Source organism: Xanthomonas cassavae CFBP 4642, assembly GCF_000454545.1.
In the GTDB taxonomy this organism is placed as follows: domain Bacteria; phylum Pseudomonadota; class Gammaproteobacteria; order Xanthomonadales; family Xanthomonadaceae; genus Xanthomonas; species Xanthomonas cassavae.
In genome coordinates, this window is record NZ_CM002139.1 from 253,841 (window position 1) to 271,351 (window position 17,511).

A 17,511-nucleotide genomic window follows, 5' to 3' on the forward strand; every position below is an offset into this window, starting at 1 on the left:
GAGATGGTGAGCATACCCAGATGGACGGGAGGCAACGCATGGAAACAACAATGATCAATGAACCCAAAAAAGGTGAGTTCTTCCTCCTTCGCCCCGATGCTCGCCGGGTGGGCAAAGGCCACGGTGTGGTCTTTGAAAACCGAGACGCACTCCTGACTGCTCCCAGACTCGTTTTGAAGCCGGAAAGTGGGGGCTTCCCACCCTTCCGGGAGACTCCCCGGTTGTTTTATCAACCTAGCGAAGGCGTGCTGCCACAGGACCTAGAGGGCGGCTTCAGCGGCTACTGGTTGGTTTCCGAACGTCTGCGTCGTGTGATGGAATCAGTGGATGCCGAAGCCTTCGCCTTCGCTGATGCTGACTATCGTTTAGCCGATGGCTCGAAGGGTCCGAACGTCTATCTGTGCGATGTGATCCGCACGGTGGATGCGCTGGACGAGTGCGCTTCCATGCTCAACATCGAGGTCAGTGACGATTTTGAGGAGGGCAAGTATTACGACCTCACAGGCGAAATCCGCTTGGCTTTCAGGCGTGATGTGCTGGGAGATGCACACGTCTTTAGGTTGCCTTTTCATGGAGGGGTCTTTTGCGACCGAGTATTTAAGGATGCTGTGGAAGCAGCAGGTATTGGCACCGATGCACAATCGAACGGCCTCTGGTTCTACGATCTAGTCAACCGCTAAAGCGAGCGACAATGTCGCAAGGAAGGAGCCTGATCCGTGCCGAACTACCGAACGCTTTTTCAGGACCACCACAACATTGAGCAGCAGACGCTGAAGAACAGCGAGTTGCTTGATGAGCTTCGGCGGGCGGGGAAGTTCGATATCCACGCACCGGAAAACCGATTGTTCCTTCCTGCCAGTCCCCAGTTTGCACAAACAATTGGGGTTACGCCGCATAGCGGTGGCCCACTTGGAGAATACCAAAGTGGGATACTGCTTCGCTTGGAGAGGCTTCAGAAGACCCGTGATGGTCGAGCTGCCTTGAGTGGTGACCCAGATGCGATGGATCGCATTGTTCGGCGCGTTGAAGAGCTACGCGATACGGTCAAGGTCGGGCTGATCAATGGTGATCTGAACACCAATACGCCCGTTGGTTTAAGCCCTGCGCAGACCAATCAGAAGGTTCAAGACTTTTCCGCGATATCCCGACCTACCAGCAAACCCATGCCCGACAAATTGAAGCCCTAAAAAGCTTCACGGGGATAGACCACGGCTGGGGCGCCGTCGCGCACTCTGAGTCGCGCATCGTTTCCGCGCTCAACCAGATCCAGGTCAGCAATAGCGCCATCATCCGGGGCGGCGACCTCCAACTCCAGCGCAGCGGGTTGTCGCTCGCTATCGCCAATGCGCACCACGATGGACGCGTGGTCTTTTCAGAGCAGGGCATCCTCAAGGTCGAGCAGACCCTGGGCAAGGAGGCCGCACACAACCTGCGCGTTCCCCGAGGTCAACGCGGTGCCGCATCCATGGACGTGCTGCTCGGTACAGCGTCGGCCAGCACCTTGGTGCGATCCGGCGGCTTGCTGGCCACCGGGGCAGACGCAGTGCTGACTGCCCGCCGTTCCGCCGAGTTGCTGGAACAGGGCAATGCCACGGCCGCGCAGTCCGAGGTCACCCATGCCTTGGCCCGTAACGTCGGCGGCTGGGCCGGTGGTGCGTCCACAGCCGCAGCGCTGGGCGGTAGCGGCTTCGTGCCTGCGGCGTTGGTGGTCGGCGATGCGCTGTTGATGAGCAAGGCGTTCGACAAGGGCGCCGATCTGCTGGACAACCGCGCCATCTACCACCAGAGCGACAAAGCGGGCGTAGACTGGCAGTTCAACGGTCGCAACTGGCAACGCGAAGCGGCCATCGAGCTCCTCGCCCAGGATGAGCGCCGCACGACCAACGAGCAGCCCGTGGTCGCCAGCTATGAGAAATCCCAGGAACTGGGCGCGCTTGCCAACGCCAAGGCAGTGGAGTTGGCACTGGGCAAGGCTCCTCCCCCGCAGGACCCGTTCAACCTCCCTGCACGGGCCAGCGACCAAGTCGGATTGGACAACCAGAACTGGCACCGCAATCCCGAGAGCCAGGCATGGGAACACCAAGTCAAAACCGCCGTGTCCGGTGCCAACGACCGGGGCACGGTGGAGGCTGCGCGCGGTGCGCCCGCCGTGGACGTACACGCGCCCGTCTGCCGATGCGAAGCAGCACTCGCCATCGGCTGACGGTGAGGGCGGTTGTGGGGTCGGTCGTTGTTCGCGCACGCTTGATCGCGCCGGTCGCCGCGCCCTGCAGCGGCCGGCATGCGTCATTCCACCTGCGGCCTTGGTCGCCCTCTCCCCCGAGGTGTCTTGCATGCTCCCCGCTGTTGCCTCTCACCGCGCTTGGTCGCGTCTTTCATCAACGCCGCTGTGGCGCCGCGCCGCCGCCAGCCTATGCCTGCTAGGTGTCACCCTCGCTGGCCCGCTGGCTGCGCAGGACCCGGCGCAGGTCAACACCTTCATCGGCAGCAAGGACGACGGCAATACCTTCCCCGGTGCGTCGGCCCCGTCAGGCCTGATCCAGGTCAGCCCGATCGGCGCGCACTACGCCGGCTGGCGCTATGACGACCCAAGCATCCGCGGCTTCGGGCATTCGTTCCTGTCCGGCGCCGGATGCTGGGAGCAGGGCGGGCAGGTCTCGGTGTTGCCGGTGACCGGCCGCATCGGTCCCGGCGGCGACTTCGACACCGCCGATGCCAAGGCCTTCGACCAGAAGCGCTACGCCGCGCGTTTCACGCATGACGGCGAAGTGGGGCAGGCCGGCTACTACAAGGTGCGGCTCACCGATTACGGCGGTATCGATGCCGAAGCCAGCGCGCTCACCCGCGCCGCGGTCGAGCGCTATACCTTCGCGCCCGGCGCCGACACCGGTCATGTGCTGGTCAACGTGGCCCAGGCCAACGACCGCCACGTGGTGATCGGCAGCCAGGTGCAGCTGGTCGGCGACCGCGTGGTCGAAGGCAAGCTGGTCACGCAGAGTTTCTGCGGCGGCCACGAATACACCACCTGGTTCCGGCTGGAATTCGACCGTCCGTTTACGGCGCACGGTATCTGGGGCGAAGACGGCGGCGTGCCCGACGCGCGTCACGGCATGGGCGGCGAACTCAAACCCAATGGCGCCTGGCTCAGCTTTCCGCTGGGCACCGACAAGGACGCGCGCGCAGTGACCGTGGTCAGCGCGATCTCGCATGTGGATGCCGAAGGCGCCCGCAGCAATCTGCGTGCCGATGGCATGCAGGGCGGCAAACTGCTGAGCCTTGCGCAGATGCGCCAGCGCGCGCAGCAGGCCTGGCGTAGCGAGCTGGCCAGTCTGCAGCTGGAGGGCGCCAGCAGCGATGACCGCAGCGTGGCCTATACCGCGCTGTATCACGCGCTGCTGCAACCGCTCACCGGCAGCGATGCCGATGGCCGCTACCGCGGCTACGACGATGCCATCCACCGCGCCGAGGGCTGGACCTACTACGAATACTTTTCGCTGTGGGACACCTACCGCTCGCAGAACCAGTTGCTGGCCTTGCTGCGCCCGCAGCGCGCGCGCGACATCGGCCGTTCGCTGCTGGCCATCCACCGGCAGGGCGGTTGGTTGCCGCGCTGGGGCTATGCCAACTACGACACCAACATCATGACCGGCGATCCGGTGACGCCCTTCCTGGTCGACCTGTGGCGCTTGGGCGCGCTGCAGGGCAATGAGGCCGAGGCCTACGCGGCGCTGCGCCAGAACGCCTTCGGCCAACCGCCAATCAACTCGCGGCATTCCGGGCGCTCGGGCAATGCGAGTTATCTCGCCAACGGCTTCGTGCAATACGACCGCGCGTTTCCCTCCAAGGGCATGGACGTGGACCCGCACCACGGCGGCTCGGCCACGCTGGAATACGCGCTGGCCGATTGCGCGCTGGCACAGATGGCCCACGCCCTGGGCCATGCCGACGACAGTACGCAGCTGCGCGCGCGCGGCGGCAACTGGCACCGCGTCTGGGACGCCACCGTGCGCGATGCGGATACCGGCTTTGCCGGCTTCCCGCGTCCGCGTCTGGAAGATGGCAGCTGGTACGCGCCGGCCAACGACCAGTACAGCCCACGCTCGCAGCACGGCTTCCATGAAGGGACCGCCTGGCAATACCAGTGGCTGGTGCAACAGGACATCCCCGGCATGCTGCAGGCCATGCACGGCACCGAACAGGCAGGCAAACGCCTGGACACCTTCTTCGCCTACGACGACCTGCTCAAGGACCCGCTCGATGGCGCACGCACGCACTGGGTGGTCGGCCCGTACAGCTACTACAACCAGTACCGCTACAACCCCAACAACGAACCGGACCTGCACGCGCCATGGATGTATACGCTGATCGGCCAGCCGTGGAAGACCGCCACCGTGGTGCGCGCCGCGCAGCAGTTGTTCACCAACGCGCCCAATGGCGTCACTGGTAACGACGACCTCGGCACCATGTCCGCCTGGTACCTGTTCAGCGCCCTGGGCCTGTATCCGGCGGTGCCGGGCAGCGGCCAATTCCTGCTGCACACCCCGCGCTTCAAACGCGCCACGCTAGACCTGGGCAATGGCAAGCGCCTGCGCATCGACGCCCCCGGCGCCGACGGGCGCGCGCTGCAGTACGTGGAAGGCGTGCGCCTCAACGGCAAACCGCAGCCGCAGGTGTTCCTGGACTGGGCGCAGTTGCAGCAGGGCGGCACGTTGTTGTTTGCGCTCACCAGGCAGGCCCCCACGCAAGGCTGGGGTACCCAGGCCGATGCACTCCCGACCTCGTTCTGCGCCACACCTGCAGCAGCGCAGTGACCAGCACGTGCTCCTGATCCGCCGGATGCCCCTGATCCATGGCCCGGTAGATGAAAGCCCCTCTCCTGCGGGGTGAAAAGGCACAGCTTGCGCGCTACTGGCGCGCGGAGCAGGGGTTGGGGTGAGGGTACGGGGCAAAGCCACTGACCAACCTGGATGACACGAAGCTTCGCCCGTACCCTCATCCGGCCCTTCGGGCCACCTTCTCCCCCATGAAGGGGGACAATGTCCCGCCGGGAGAAGGGACTGGTCGGCGTCGCGCAACCCAGCTGAAAGCGTCCTCTCAACAACGCCTCACCCGGCCTGGTTCAACCGGCTATTGCGCCGCCCATACGCCAGATACACCACCACGCCCAGCGCATTCCACAGCAGGAACCACCCCTGCGTCTTGCTCGGCAGGCTCCAGAACAGATACAGGCAGCCCAGGATCGCCACCGGTCCCACCACCCAGGCCAGCGGTGTGCGGAACGCCCGCGCGCGGCCAGGCTCGCGCACGCGCAACACCAACAGGCATGCCGCCACCGCGGTGAACGCCGCCAACGTGCCGGCATTGGCCAGCGCGGCGATCTCGTCCAGCCGCGCCACGCCCGCCAGTGCCGCCACCAGCACCGCGGTGAACAGCGTGATCGCCACCGGTGTGCCGGTGCGCGCGTTGACCTTGGACAAGCCGCGCGGCAACAGCCCGTCGCGCGACATCACGAAGAAGATCCGGCTCTGCCCATACAGGAACGCCAGCAACACGGTTGGCAGCGCAATGATCGCCACCGCGCCGATTACCAATGCGGCCTTGCCGTGGCCGAGTTCGCGCAGGATCAGCGCCAGCGGTTCCGGGCTCTTGCCGAACACGGTAAAGCTCATCGCGCCGACTGCGGCCAGCGCCACCAGCACGTAGATCAGCGTGCAGCCGATCATCGAGCCGACGATGCCGATCGACAGATCGCGCCCCGGGTTCTTGGTCTCCTCGGCCGCTGTGGAAATCGCATCGAACCCGTAGAACGCAAAGAAGATGATCGCCGCTGCCGCCATCACCCCGCGCTCCACGCCATCCGGGCCCATCGTCTTGGAGAAACCGTACGGCATGAACGGCTGCAGATTCGCGCTGTTGAAGGCCGGCAAGGCGATCGCCACGAACACGCCCAGCGCGATGATCTTCAGCAACACCAGCACCGCGTTGAGCGTGGCGCTTTCCTTGGTGCCGGCCATCAGCATGCCGGCGACCAGGAAGGTGATCACCACTGCCGGCAGGTTCACGATGCCGCCGGCATGCGGCCCGGCAATCAGCGTCTGGGGCACTTCCACCCCCAGCCACTGCAGGAACCCGACGAAATAGCCCGACCAGCCCACCGCCACCGTGCTGACCACCAGCGAATATTCCAGCACCAGGCTCCAGCCCACTACCCAGGCGATGCTCTCGCCCAGCGCGGTGTAGCTGTACGTGTACGCGCTGCCGGCGGCCGGCATCATCGTGGCCATTTCCGCATACGCCAGCGCCGCGCAGGCGCAGACGATGCCGGCCGCCAGGAACGACAGCAGCACCGCGGGGCCGGCCTTGTCGGCGCCCACGCCGATCAACGTATAGATGCCGGTGCCGACGATAGCGCCGATGCCCAGTGCGATCAGATGCGGCCAGCTCAGGCTGCGGACCAGTTGCCGCCCGGCCTCGTGCACGGTGACCTGATCGATGGATTTGCGCCTCAGCCAAGACGACATGCGAACCTCGCGGGAATCAAGAGAATGTGCGAGTGTCGCCCAACGCAGCGCAGCAAAGCTATTGGTCCAAGCCCACCCCCGATCCCAGCTCACTCCATCGACGGGCGATGCGGCGGCCGCGCCTTGCGATAGATCAGCTGCACCGCCCACGCGCCGGCGAGCCCGACCGCGCCGGCAGCGAAGTGGCTCCAGTCGCGCAACTGCGGCGCTGCGCCATTGGCCGCATGGCCCCATAGGTTGAACCACAGCAGCGCCAGCTCGCCATCGCCGATCACCGGCACCAGCGCGTTGGGATTGAGCGCGCGAAGCTCCGGCGCCTGCACCGATGCACAGCCGCTGCCATACGCATGCAGCATGCAGTCCAGTGCCAACCCATCGCATAACCACAACACTTGCGCACGTTGATCGAGATCGGCTTTCCGTAGATCTCCAGCATGTGTTCCCCGCAGCACGCGCAATCGGTCGCAATGGCAAGAGGCGACGGTGGCGCGACTGCACGCCGCCACACGCACGCAGGGCGGCGAACGCAGGCGTGTGCGTCCGGCACGCTGCAGCTCGGTCCTGCATTCTCACCGCTGCAATGGCGCACCGCTACGGCTCGATCTTGCCCGCGTAAGCCTCGCGCACGGTCTGGCTGATGTAGGTGCTCAAACCACGCCCCGCCACGGCGAGCCGCTGCATGGTCGCCACGACCTCGGCGCCGGCGCTGTCGGCGGTGTACACATAGGTCTGGCCACTCCGAAAGCGCACGGCAATGGCAGCGTCGGCCAGCGCATACGCCACCACGCCGGAATCGCCATCGCGACGGCCGTAGCGTTGCATTGGCAGCGAGCGGGGTGAGCGCATGCAGGCACGTTAGAACCATGGCGGTGACGAGGGGTTCACACTAGGCGACCGTGCTGCTGCGCAACTGCATTGCGCCACAGGGGCGCAGGTGTCGCGGCCGGTCGTCAGCGCCAGCGGGCGCCCGTCACCGGTGTGGCGGGCCGGTCATCTGCTACTGCCAGCGCACCGTGCAGCAATCGCCCACCGCACACTCCGGAGTGCACTGACGCAGCGGGTGCGACCGGCACCGCTACACTGCGCACATGTCATCCGAATCCCTGATCCTTCTCGGGCTGCTGTGCGCAGTCTTCGTGCTGCAGCTGGCCTTGCTGCTGCGGCGTCCTTCCACCAGCGGGCTGGAGCAGGCGTTGCGCGCCGAGCAGCGCGACGGCCGCGGCGAATTGCGCGAGCAACTCGAAGGCCTGTCCCGGCAGCAGGACGGTCGCCTGGAAATCTTCGCGCGCAATCTCACCGAACTGTCCACCCACACCGATCAACGCCTGGACCAGTTGCGCGAAGCACTGGGCGAAGACGCACGCAAGGCGCGCGAGGAAAGCAGCCAGGCCCAGCAACGCACCGGCGAGCTGCTGACCGCGCGCCTGACCGAGCTGCGCACCCAGCTCGATGGCTTCGGCCAGCAGCAGGAAGCCCGCATCCACGTGTTCGGCCAGCAACTGACCGACCTGATTGCGCGCACCGACACCCACATGGCCGCCCTGCGCGAGGCGTTGGCCGAAGACGCGCGCAAGGGCCGCGATGAAGCCGGGCAATCGCAACAGCGCTTCACCGAAGCCCTGGGCCAACGCCTGAACGAGCTCACCCAGCGCAATGAACTGCGCATCGGCGAAATGCGCGCCACCCTGGAGCAGCAGCTGGCCGCGCTGCAGAGCGACAACGCCAGCAAGCTGGAACTGATGCGCGCCACTGTCGACGAAAAATTGCAGACCACGCTCAACACGCGCCTGGATGCCTCCTTCAAGCTGGTGTCCGAGCGGCTGGAGCAGGTGCAGCGCGGCCTGGGCGAAATGCAGCAGCTGGCCACCGGCGTGGGCGATCTCAAGCGCGTGCTGACCAACGTCAAGGACCGTGGCGGCTGGGGCGAAGTGCAGCTGGAGAACATCCTCGAGCAGACGCTGACGATGGAGCAGTACGCGGGTGGCGTGCGGCTTAAGCCCGACAGCGCCGAAGCGGTGGATTTTGCGATCCGCCTGCCTGGGCGCGGCGACGACACCGTGGTGTGGCTGCCGGTCGATGCCAAGTTCCCGCGCGAGGACTACGAACGCCTGATCGACGCGCAGGAGAAGGGCGACCTGGACGCGATCAAGCATTCAACCGCGCAGCTGGAGCGCGCCATCCGCGTGCAGGCCAGGTCGATCAGCGACAAGTATGTCTGCCCACCGCAGACCACCGATTTCGCGGTGATGTTCCTGCCTACCGAGGGCCTGTACGCCGAGGTGATCCGCCGTGCCGGCCTGGTCGACCTGCTGCAGCGCGAGTACCGCGTGGTGCTGGCCGGCCCGACCACCTTCACCGCCCTGCTCAACAGCCTGCAGATGGGTTTTCGCACCTTGGCGATCGAGAAGCGTTCCAGCGAGGTCTGGCAGGTGCTGGGCGCGGTGAAGAGCGAGTTCGGCAAGTTTGCCGGCATTCTCGAGAAGGCCGAGCGGCAGATCGGCACCGTGGGCAAGAGCCTGGGCGAGGCCAGTCGCAAGACCCGCACCATCGAGCGCCGCCTGCGCGGGGTAGAGACCCTGGCCAGCGAACAATCGCACGCACTGCTCGACGACGCCGGCAACGAGGACACCGGCAACCATGATGATGAAGCCGGCGACGAGCAGGAATGAGGGCCGCACGCAGCGTGCCGGCAGCGATGTCCTGCACAACGCCGAGCCCGCGCATGCAAGCACGCCTCTGATGCAGGTTGTCTCGGCACCTTTGCGAAGGAGCGCACCCGGGCGCGACGAGGCGTTATCGGTAAGGCTCCATCGCGCCCGGGTGCGCTCCTACACGGCGGAGGGCAGTTCGCTGCCGCAGCGCTGCAGGTGATCGCCGCAGTGATGGCCGGCTGCAGGACATGTGATCGGCGGTCCTGCATCCCACCAACGTCCCGTAGGAGCGCCTTGGGGCGCGACGCGGCCTTGCCGATCACCCATCATCGCGTCCAGGCACGATCCTGCACGCCGCCAGACAACCCCACCCAACCCGACACGCCACGCTGACGCATCGGCCGCGATGCTTGGCGCGCACTCTTGTTCCAGAAGAAGACCCGCATGTCGAGCCGATGGATGTACGCGGCACTGTCCGCACTGCTGCTGGCCGCCTGTAGCAATACTCCGACCACGCAACCGGCCCAGGCGGCGGGCGTGACACCCGCACCGACACCATCTGCATCCACGGATGCTGTTGCCTGCGCTGCCAAAGGTGGCCAACTGCACCCGGTGGGCCGCATGCAGATCCCGCACTGCATCGTGCCGTATGCCGATGCCGGCAAGACCTGCAGCGACAACTCCGACTGCAGCGGCGATTGCCTGGCCACCAGCATCGTGCCGACCGGCACCGCGACCTCAGGCACCTGCCAGCGCGACAGCGACCGCTTCGGTTGCCGCCAGGAAGTGGTTGGCGGCATGGGCCAGGCCGCGTTGTGCATCGATTGATGGCTGCGAACAGGGTCAAGCGCGCGCACACGCCGATCAGTCGATCGGCCTGTGCGCGTCGCGGCAGATACCTGCAAGCGCCATGAGCCAGCGGCATCGCTCGCTCCACCCTGGCGGTTTATGCTCTCGGCTCTACCTGTCCAGGACGCACCGATGAGCCGGACGCTGTACGACATCCCCGTGGCCCGCATCGACGGTGAGCCCGCCACGCTGGCCGACTATCGCGGCAAGGTGTTGCTGGTGGTCAACGTTGCCTCCAAGTGCGGGCTGACCCCGCAGTACGAAGGCCTGCAGGCGCTGTATCGCGACAAGCAGGCACAGGGGCTGGAACTGCTGGGCTTTCCGGCCAACGACTTCAACGGACAGGAGCCCGGCAGCGAGGCGGAGATTGCGCAGTTCTGCCAGCTCAGCTACGACGTGAGCTTTCCGATGTTTTCCAAGATCGCCGTCACCGGTGCCGAAATCCATCCGCTGTATCAGGCATTGACCAGCGCCCGCCCGCAGGCCACCGGCGATGGCCCGATGCGCGAAAAGCTGGCCGGCTACGGCATCGCACCCAACCCGGCACCGGGCGTGTTGTGGAACTTCGAGAAATTCCTGATCGGCCGCGACGGCCAGGTCATCGATCGCTTCGCCCCCGACGTGCCGGCAGACGATGCGCGCCTGCGTGTAGCGGTGGATGCGGCATTGGCGGCGTAGCATCTGGCGCGGTGGCGAACTGATTTGATCCGCGTCGCTGTGATCGCTATTTATATTGCCGGTGATCCGCGCCATCTACGGGGTGGGGCCTTGCCAGAAAGCCCGGGATCGCCCCCGGGCTTTCGTATTCATTCCAAACCGCAAGCTCAACCGATCACCTGATTAGCCCCGACTCTCAGCCATGAAAATTGCTCGCTGCACGTAAAACCGGCTCTGGGCATGGTGTGGATTGCATCATGGCCGTGGCAAGTCGTGGCAGCATCTCGCGCAAGCGGAATCGACGATTAAAACGATAGGCCGCTTCTCCCAGGTAACGCCTTGCGTATTTGCCTTGCGCGATGGCGTGATACACGCCACTGATGGCGCGTTTGAGATTGCCCAGCACCACGTTGAGCCAACGTGCACCGGCCGTTTCGGTCGCGGCACGACCACCGCCAGTGTCCAGCGTGGTGTGCGCGTGGCCGGCGTCTTCTAGCCGGCGGAAGCAGGCCAGCCCATCGGTGTAGACCTCGCATTCGGGCGCCAAGCGACGGGCAATCCAGTCCTGCAGCGAGGTGTTGTCGAAGCTGCGCACCGGCTCGATCACCACAAAGCGCGGCGCGGTGAAGGTGGCATCGGTCTGCACCGCAATCAGGAACGCTTGTTTGTTCTCCGATCCGCGTCCGGCCTTGCCACCGTTACGCTCGCCGCCGAGATAGGCATCGTCGATCTGCACGAAACCCGCCAGTTTCCGCATGGATTCGCGCTCGGCCATAACCTGCATGATCTTGTGTTTCATCCGCCAGGCCGTCTTGTAGTTGACGCCCAGATGCCGCATCAACTCCAGCGCGGCCATGTTGGTTTTGGTCGAGGTCAGCAGGTGCAACGCCAGCATCCAGGTGCGCAGCGGCAGCTTGGTGCCTTCGAACATCGTGCCTGCAATCAGGCTGGTCTGATGCCGGCACGCGCTGCATTGGTAGTAGATCGCAGCACCCCGCTTGAAACGCGAGCGCACGCGTCCGGCACAAACAGGGCAACGAAAGCCTTGCGGCCAGCGCCACTTGTAAAGCGCGCGATAGCACTTGGCTTCGGTGCCGTAGGACGCGAAGAACTCAGGCATCGACAATCCCGCTTGGAACTGCACGGCATTGATACTCATCACGCCACCTCGTTGGCTTCAGGTGACAGCAGCATCCACCCAGCGCGGCGCAGATCCTGCGACAGGCGGCTGATGGTCAGGGCTAATCAGGACCGATCAACGGATCCACTGCGGGATGGGCATCGCATCCACCGGGACGGTGCTGTCCTTGTCCTCGCGCAGGTAGTCGGGCAGCTCGTTGTCCTTCTCGCGGTGGCTGCGCAGGTCGCGCACGATCTGGTAGTTGCGGCGCTGCATCCACGCATCGCGGGTCAATGCGTATTCGTCCGGTGCCTGGTCGCGCAGCGAATCCAGCGACATCAGTTGCGAGCGCGTATCCACCAGCTGCAAACCCTGCAGGGCGAAGCGCGCACCACTGTCGTCGACCTGGCGCAACGGCGAGAGCGGAATGTCGCCGCCCAGGCCGAAGGTGTCGCGCACGGTGCGCGGCCCGAACAGCGGAAGTTCGAAATAGCGCGAATTCCGCCAGCCCCACGCGCCCAGCGTCTGGCCGAAGTCCTCGCTGCGCCGCGGGATGCCGGCCGCCGAGGCCGGGTCGAACAGACCGGCCACACCCAGCGTGGTGTTCATCACGAAGCGGCCCAGCGACTGCGCTGCATAGACCGGGTGGCCCTGCAGCAGCTGGTTGACCATGGTCAGCGGCGTGCCGAGGTTGTCGAAGAAGTTGGTCACGCCCAGGCGCGCCGGACGCGGCACCACCTTGGTGTAGGCGGTCGCCAACGGACGTGCTACGCCGCGGTCCACCGCCAGGTTGAAGCGGTGCATGCCGCGGTTATAGCGCTCCCAGGGGTCGTAGGCCGGTGCCGCACCCGGTTGCGCCGGAGCGCCGTTGGCGCCGGCCTGCGGGATGGTTGGGCCGTACAGCGCGTCGAAATCGTCTTCGGCGGCGGTGGGGGCGCCGGCGGGCGCCGCACCGGCATCGGCGTTGGCGCCAGCCTGCTCAGCCGGTGCGGCTGTGGCCGGTAACGCGTCGGCAGCAGCGAACCCGGCTGCGGCCGGTTGCGCGGTCACTCCGGAATCGTCGCGGACCGGCGCCCGCGCACCCGGCGCGGTGTCGCTGGCTGTCGAGGGCGGCGCAGACTTCGGCGCCTGGCTGGCGCAGGCACCGAGCAACAGGCAGGCCAGCAGGGGGAGGGGGCGGAACTGGTTCATGGCGTGGCGCTCAGGCCTGAAAATCGAGAGTGGGGGAGAGGCGATAGGCAGCACGCAGGTCGTCCAGGCCGGACGCCTCGCCCGCCACCGCCGCAGGACCGGTGCCGCGCAGACGCGCGGCCAGCTCGGCCAGCATCGCAACACCGGCGCTGTCCAGACGTTGTACACCCGACAGGTCCAGTGTGCGCACGCCATCCAGGTGCGCAATCGCCTGCGGCCAGGCCGCAGTGACCGCCGCACGGTCGAGCACGCCGGTCACCACCATCGTGTCGCCGTTGCGCTGTATCTGGCCGTCACTTGCCATTGGCCGGTGCCGCGCCGACCTGCATGCTGCCGCTGCGCAGGTCGGCGGCGACCTTGGCGATGCCCTTTTCGCGCAACGGGCCATCGAACTGGGTCTTGAAGGTCTGCACGTAGGAGATGCCTTCGATCATCACGTCGAAGATCTTCCACTGGCCGCCAACATTGCGCATCAGGTAGTCGACCGGGGTGGGGTCGTTGCCGGCACGCAGCAGATCGGTGGATACCTTGACGCCGCGGTTGCCCGGCAGCGCGCTTTCGGACTTGCCGCGGAAGGTCGGCTTGCCTTCGAAGTTGAGCAGTGCGGTGCCATAGCGCTGCATCAGGTTGTCGGCCATGGCATCGGCAAACAGCTTGATATCGGCATCGGAGGCGCCGCGGCCATGCACGCCCAGCACCAGGCGTGCGGCGTAGTCGCGGTCGAAGGCCTTGTTCAATTCGCCGTCGATGTACTGACGCAGCGCTGCCGGGTTGCTGCGGAATTCGGCGCGGCGCTGTTCCAGCGTGCTCAGGATGCGGGTGCTGCTGTCGATGACGGTCTTGGTGGCCGCGCCTTGCGCAGGTGTGCTGGCGGCAGCCGGCTGTGCCAGCACGGTGGCCGGTGTGCACACCAGCAGGGTCGAGGCCAGGACGGCGGAGAGCAGGGTAGTCTTCATTGGTGCGGTTCCGTAGAGGGAGAAGCGGGCTGGGCAGGCGGGGCAGCCTGACCGTCTGCAGCGGATTTATCACCGCCGCCACTGAACATGTACTTGCCGACCAGCTGCAGCAGATCCACCGCTGGCTGGGTGAAACCGATCTCTTCGCCCGGCTTGAGCGTTTCCGGATCGCCACCCGGTTGCAACCCGATATAACTCTCGCCCAGCAAGCCGCTGGTGAAGATACCGGCCGAGGTGTCGGCGGGCAGATCCTTGTACTTGGTGTCCAGCGACAGCGTGACCACCGAATCGAACTTGGTCGGATCCAGGCTGATCTCCGAGACCTTGCCGATGATCACGCCACCGATCTTCACCGGTGCCTGGGCACGCAGCTGGCCGATCTGGCTGAAGCGCGCGATCAGCGTGTACTGGCTGGAGCCAAAGCCCCAGCGCTGGTTGGTCGAGGCCACCGCCAATACCAGCAACGAGGCCAGGGTCAGCAGCAAAAAGGCGCCGACGGCGAATTCGAGTCGTGGTCCACGCATGGCCATGGGCTATCTCACCTAAACAACATTGCAGAAAGGACGAAGTTGAACATCAGCACCAGCAGCGAGGCGTTCACCACCGCGCGGGTGGTGGCGATCGAGGTGCCTTCGATGGTCGGCTCGGCATGGAAGCCCACATAGGCGGCAACCAGTGCAGCGGTGCCGCCGAAGATCGCCGACTTGAGCATCGCCACGCCAAAGTCGTCCCAGAAGTCCACGCTATTGCTCAGGCCGGACCAGAACGTGCCGTTGTCGATGCCCAGCACGTGCACTGCTTCGAAATAGCCACCGGTGATCGCCAGCGAGCAGAACACCCCGGTCAGCAGCGGCACCGTCAGCACCGCCGCCCAGAAGCGCGGCGCCACCGCCTTGGCCACCGGGTCGATGGCCATCAGCTCCAGCGCCTTGATCTGGTCGGTGGCGCGCATCAGACCGAGCTCGGCGGCGATCGAGCTGCCGGCGCGGCCGATGAACAACAGTGCGGTCAGCACCGGTGCCAGCTCGCGGTACAGCGACAGCCCCAGCAGCGTGGACAGCGCGTCCGATGCACCGTAGGTGGTGAGCGTGCGGTAGCCCTGCAGGGTCAGCACCAGGCCGACGAAGGCGCCGCCCACCGCAATGATCGGCAGCGAACGCGCGCCCACCTTGTAGATCTCGCGCACCAGTTCGGCAATGAAATCGCGCGTGGGCAGCGAGCCGCGCAGCACGGTCAACGAAAACAGCCCGGCGCGACCGAAGGCGCGAATCGATTCGACGAAGGCCATCAGGCAGCACTCCGGTCGCGGCGTGGCGCGGCATCGAACGCGATCGGGCCATCCGGCTGCCCGTGCAGGAACTGCTGCACCAACGGGTCGGTGCTGTCTTGCAGGTGTTCGGGCGTGCCGGCGAACACGATGCCGCCGTTGGCGATCACCACCGCCTGATCGCAGATCGGCAGCGTCTCGTGCACGTGGTGGCTGACGATGATGCTGGTCAGGCCCAGGCTGTCGTTGAGGCGCTGGATCAGGCTCATGATCACGCCCGAGGCGATCGGGTCCAGCCCGGTCAGCGGCTCGTCGTAGATCATCAAGGGCGGATCCAGCGCCAGCGCACGTGCCAGCGCCACACGCCGCGCCATGCCGCCGGACAACTCGCGCGGCCACGCATCGGCAACCGCCAGCAGGCCCACCGCGTGCAGCTTCATCTGTACCAGGCGCTGCAGCACCGGTGCCGGCAGACGCGTGTGCGTGCGCAGCGGCAGCGCGACGTTGTCGGCGACGCTCAGGTCAGTGAGCAGCCCATTGCCCTGCAGCAACACGCCGACATTGCGGCGCATCTCCAGCAGCGCGCGGCTGCCATGCGGAATGGCATTGCCGAACAAGGTCACGGTACCGGCCACCGGGCGCAGCTCGCCGGTCAATGCGGCCAGCATCGTGGACTTGCCGCTCCCCGAAGGCCCGAGCACGGCGGTGATGCTGCCGCGCGGAACCTGCAACGAGACATCGCGCAGAATCGCGCGCCCGCCGCGATCGATGCGGACACCGGACACTTGCACGACAGGGGCAGCGGACGCCGTCATTGCAGCCTTTAACAGAATTCCAACGCGATAGAGTAACCGTCACAGGGCTGAACATAACCGAACCGCCGCGTGCAGTATTGTCGCATTCACCGAGCGCCGATGTGGGTTTCCATAGCGCTGTCTGCGTAACAGCGTGTCCTGCAATGCGACCATCGCAAGATCCCGGATGTTGCAGAGACAAGCGTACGCCGTAGGAGGGAGCTCAAGCGGCCTGCGCCGCAGCACCTGGTCGACGCGCCTGCGTCGCGCGGGCAATGGCGGCCGTGCTCACCCGATGCATTGCGCACTGATGTGTCGACTGCGTCGCGTTGCCGGAACGGGCGGCTTGTTGGATGCGTCACAAGACACGACGATCGATGGCTCTCGTCGCCACAGGACCTGTCCATCTTGACTGGCACGCCCAATCTGACGCTCTCCAAGGAAGCGGGTGCTCGCTGGGATGCCAATGCATCTGCGGATGCGTCTGGTTGCTGTCGCCTGCAGCAAATCCCAGGCGTCCCTACAGACGCTGTGCGGCGGGATTGGCGGACAGCACGTGCAAGGCGCGCGCGGTCGTCGCCAAGTCGGCGCGGCGCAGAAAGATCAGGCCTGGTGCGGGAAGATGCCGGTGGTGGCGATGCAGGGTGTGCGCAGGCATCTGCAGTTCGAGGGAGTGCCCATGAGGTCCGTCCTGGTCGAAGAGGCGCTACGCGCAGGCTGCGCGAAGGGAAGATGCCGGGCAGCGCGATGCAGAAGTTGATCGCGGTATACGGCTGCAGGTTCGGGTGCGCCTGGCTGCCGCCGCTGTTGCCGATGGTGGATTGAGACAGCGGTACCGTCGCACCGGGCGCGGCATACAGTGCGCGCGGCGTCGCCGGCGGCAGGGTGGCAACGTTGTTGGCGAAACCCCGATCTCCGACACAACGGTGGAAGCCGACGAAACGGTGATCTTCAGCATCGCCAGCGGTACCGGCTACGCGCAAGGCAGCCCGTCCAGCGCCACTGCCACCATCGTCAACGACGATTTTCCCGTCGCGTCAATCGCAGCGGCCCCGGCCAGCGTGGCCGAAGACGGCCCGGCCAATCTGATCGACATCGTCACCCTGGACCAGACCTCGCCAAGCGCGGTGTCGGTCGCCTTTGGCGTTGCCGGCTGGGGCCGGCTGACCCCGCAGTTGCGCGTGGAGTATCAGCGCGACTTCCAGGGTCGCGGCGATCCCACCTTGAGCTACGCCGATCTCAGCGGCGGTCCGTTCTACCGCACCGGGCAGGCCGCGTTCGATCGCAATCGCCTGATGGTGGGCATCGGCGCGGCGTCGTTGACCGAGCAGGGCCTGTCCACGCGGCTGGAATACCGCGGCATCACCGGCGGCGACAGCGGCGACGATCAGACCTGGATGATCAATCTGGAAAAGAAATACTGATCGCGCTCCACGTCATGCGGTAAGCGATGCGATGGGCCGGACGCGATGTTCGGCCCATTGCGTTTTCATGGGCGCATGCGG

16 protein-coding genes and 4 pseudogenes are annotated in these 17,511 nt (G+C 65.8%); 8 read left to right on the forward strand and 12 right to left on the reverse strand.

All coding sequences use genetic code 11. From position 1 onward, the window contains the following. Positions 1-20 precede the first annotated feature (20 nt). From XCSCFBP4642_RS0101085 to XCSCFBP4642_RS0101095, 3 genes and pseudogenes are all read left to right on the forward strand, one after another. Positions 21-680: a DUF1629 domain-containing protein gene (locus tag XCSCFBP4642_RS0101085; RefSeq protein WP_029218163.1), complete on the forward strand. Its 660-nt coding sequence runs from the start codon at positions 21-23 to the stop codon at positions 678-680. 36 nt (positions 681-716) lie between these two features. Then, positions 717-2,146: pseudogene (locus XCSCFBP4642_RS23685) on the forward strand (hypothetical protein); the annotation flags it as partial. A 187-nt stretch (positions 2,147-2,333) separates the two neighbouring features. Continuing rightward, positions 2,334-4,811, forward strand: coding sequence for a GH92 family glycosyl hydrolase (locus XCSCFBP4642_RS0101095; protein WP_029218164.1), 2,478 nt, complete (start codon positions 2,334-2,336; stop codon positions 4,809-4,811). Between the two features lie 294 nt (positions 4,812-5,105). Here the strand turns inward: XCSCFBP4642_RS0101095 and XCSCFBP4642_RS0101100 are convergent, their stop codons facing one another. The 3 genes from XCSCFBP4642_RS0101100 to XCSCFBP4642_RS0101110 all read right to left on the reverse strand — a co-directional run bounded on the left by XCSCFBP4642_RS0101100 (position 5,106) and on the right by XCSCFBP4642_RS0101110 (position 7,343). Further along, positions 5,106-6,521 (reverse strand): amino acid permease, encoded by a 1,416-nt coding sequence (locus XCSCFBP4642_RS0101100; RefSeq protein WP_029218165.1) that lies wholly within the window; start codon positions 6,519-6,521, stop codon positions 5,106-5,108. Positions 6,522-6,610: 89 nt separating this feature from the next. Next, a complete protein-coding gene (locus tag XCSCFBP4642_RS29790; protein ID WP_029218166.1) occupies positions 6,611-6,877 on the reverse strand; it encodes a thioredoxin domain-containing protein in 267 nt (88 codons plus the stop codon). Positions 6,878-7,112: 235 nt separating this feature from the next. After that, the gene (locus XCSCFBP4642_RS0101110) at positions 7,113-7,343 is read right to left on the reverse strand and encodes a hypothetical protein (RefSeq protein WP_029218167.1); all 231 of its coding nucleotides are present in this window, start codon (positions 7,341-7,343) and stop codon (positions 7,113-7,115) included. A 314-nt stretch (positions 7,344-7,657) separates the two neighbouring features. Here XCSCFBP4642_RS0101110 and XCSCFBP4642_RS0101115 point away from each other — a divergent pair, with 314 nt between their 5' ends. The 3 genes from XCSCFBP4642_RS0101115 to XCSCFBP4642_RS0101125 all read left to right on the forward strand — a co-directional run bounded on the left by XCSCFBP4642_RS0101115 (position 7,658) and on the right by XCSCFBP4642_RS0101125 (position 10,699). Beyond that, the gene (locus XCSCFBP4642_RS0101115) at positions 7,658-9,190 is read left to right on the forward strand and encodes a DNA recombination protein RmuC (RefSeq protein WP_029218168.1); all 1,533 of its coding nucleotides are present in this window, start codon (positions 7,658-7,660) and stop codon (positions 9,188-9,190) included. 426 nt (positions 9,191-9,616) lie between these two features. After that, entirely contained in the window at positions 9,617-10,000 is a 384-nt protein-coding gene (locus XCSCFBP4642_RS0101120; RefSeq protein WP_029218169.1) for a hypothetical protein, read from the forward strand. 153 nt (positions 10,001-10,153) lie between these two features. After that, positions 10,154-10,699, forward strand: a complete 546-nt coding sequence (locus XCSCFBP4642_RS0101125; protein WP_029218170.1) for a glutathione peroxidase — start codon at positions 10,154-10,156, stop codon at positions 10,697-10,699. A gap of 175 nt (positions 10,700-10,874) precedes the next feature. Here the strand turns inward: XCSCFBP4642_RS0101125 and XCSCFBP4642_RS0101130 are convergent, their stop codons facing one another. The 9 genes and pseudogenes from XCSCFBP4642_RS0101130 to XCSCFBP4642_RS26125 form a co-directional block, all read right to left on the reverse strand. Then, positions 10,875-11,837 carry an IS1595 family transposase gene (locus tag XCSCFBP4642_RS0101130; RefSeq protein ID WP_006448937.1) on the reverse strand — a complete coding sequence of 321 codons (963 nt, stop codon included), beginning with the start codon at positions 11,835-11,837 and terminating at the stop codon, positions 10,875-10,877. A gap of 96 nt (positions 11,838-11,933) precedes the next feature. Then, the gene (locus XCSCFBP4642_RS0101135; RefSeq protein ID WP_029218171.1) at positions 11,934-12,989 is read right to left on the reverse strand and encodes an MlaA family lipoprotein; all 1,056 of its coding nucleotides are present in this window, start codon (positions 12,987-12,989) and stop codon (positions 11,934-11,936) included. Between the two features lie 10 nt (positions 12,990-12,999). Next, on the reverse strand, positions 13,000-13,293 hold the full coding sequence (locus XCSCFBP4642_RS0101140) for an STAS domain-containing protein (protein WP_029218172.1): 294 nt from the start codon (positions 13,291-13,293) through the stop codon (positions 13,000-13,002). Then, positions 13,283-13,945, reverse strand: a complete 663-nt coding sequence (locus tag XCSCFBP4642_RS0101145) for an MlaC/ttg2D family ABC transporter substrate-binding protein (protein WP_029218173.1) — start codon at positions 13,943-13,945, stop codon at positions 13,283-13,285. The genes XCSCFBP4642_RS0101140 and XCSCFBP4642_RS0101145 overlap by 11 nt, the downstream gene beginning before the upstream one ends. Further along, positions 13,942-14,475, reverse strand: coding sequence for an outer membrane lipid asymmetry maintenance protein MlaD (gene mlaD / locus XCSCFBP4642_RS0101150; protein ID WP_029218174.1), 534 nt, complete (start codon positions 14,473-14,475; stop codon positions 13,942-13,944). Before mlaD ends, XCSCFBP4642_RS0101145 begins: the two co-directional genes overlap by 4 nt. Before the next feature lie 8 nt (positions 14,476-14,483). Beyond that, positions 14,484-15,233 carry an MlaE family lipid ABC transporter permease subunit gene (locus tag XCSCFBP4642_RS0101155; RefSeq protein ID WP_005991438.1) on the reverse strand — a complete coding sequence of 250 codons (750 nt, stop codon included), beginning with the start codon at positions 15,231-15,233 and terminating at the stop codon, positions 14,484-14,486. Next, a complete protein-coding gene (locus tag XCSCFBP4642_RS0101160; protein WP_029218175.1) occupies positions 15,233-16,027 on the reverse strand; it encodes an ABC transporter ATP-binding protein in 795 nt (264 codons plus the stop codon). Before XCSCFBP4642_RS0101160 ends, XCSCFBP4642_RS0101155 begins: the two co-directional genes overlap by 1 nt. A 499-nt stretch (positions 16,028-16,526) precedes the next feature. Then, the gene (locus XCSCFBP4642_RS30635) at positions 16,527-16,664 is read right to left on the reverse strand and encodes a hypothetical protein (protein WP_425480205.1); all 138 of its coding nucleotides are present in this window, start codon (positions 16,662-16,664) and stop codon (positions 16,527-16,529) included. A gap of 58 nt (positions 16,665-16,722) precedes the next feature. Beyond that, positions 16,723-16,917 (reverse strand): annotated as a pseudogene (locus XCSCFBP4642_RS26125) (phage tail protein); the annotation flags it as partial. On the opposite strand from XCSCFBP4642_RS26125, the pseudogene XCSCFBP4642_RS30640 reads away from it, so the two are divergent. Both XCSCFBP4642_RS30640 and XCSCFBP4642_RS26130 read left to right on the forward strand, forming a co-directional pair. Further along, positions 16,912-17,160, forward strand: a pseudogene (locus XCSCFBP4642_RS30640) (hypothetical protein); the annotation flags it as partial. The pseudogenes XCSCFBP4642_RS26125 and XCSCFBP4642_RS30640 sit on opposite strands and share 6 nt — an antisense overlap. Further along, a pseudogene (locus XCSCFBP4642_RS26130) lies at positions 17,161-17,430 on the forward strand (autotransporter domain-containing protein); the annotation flags it as partial. Between the last annotated feature and the right edge of the window lie 81 nt (positions 17,431-17,511).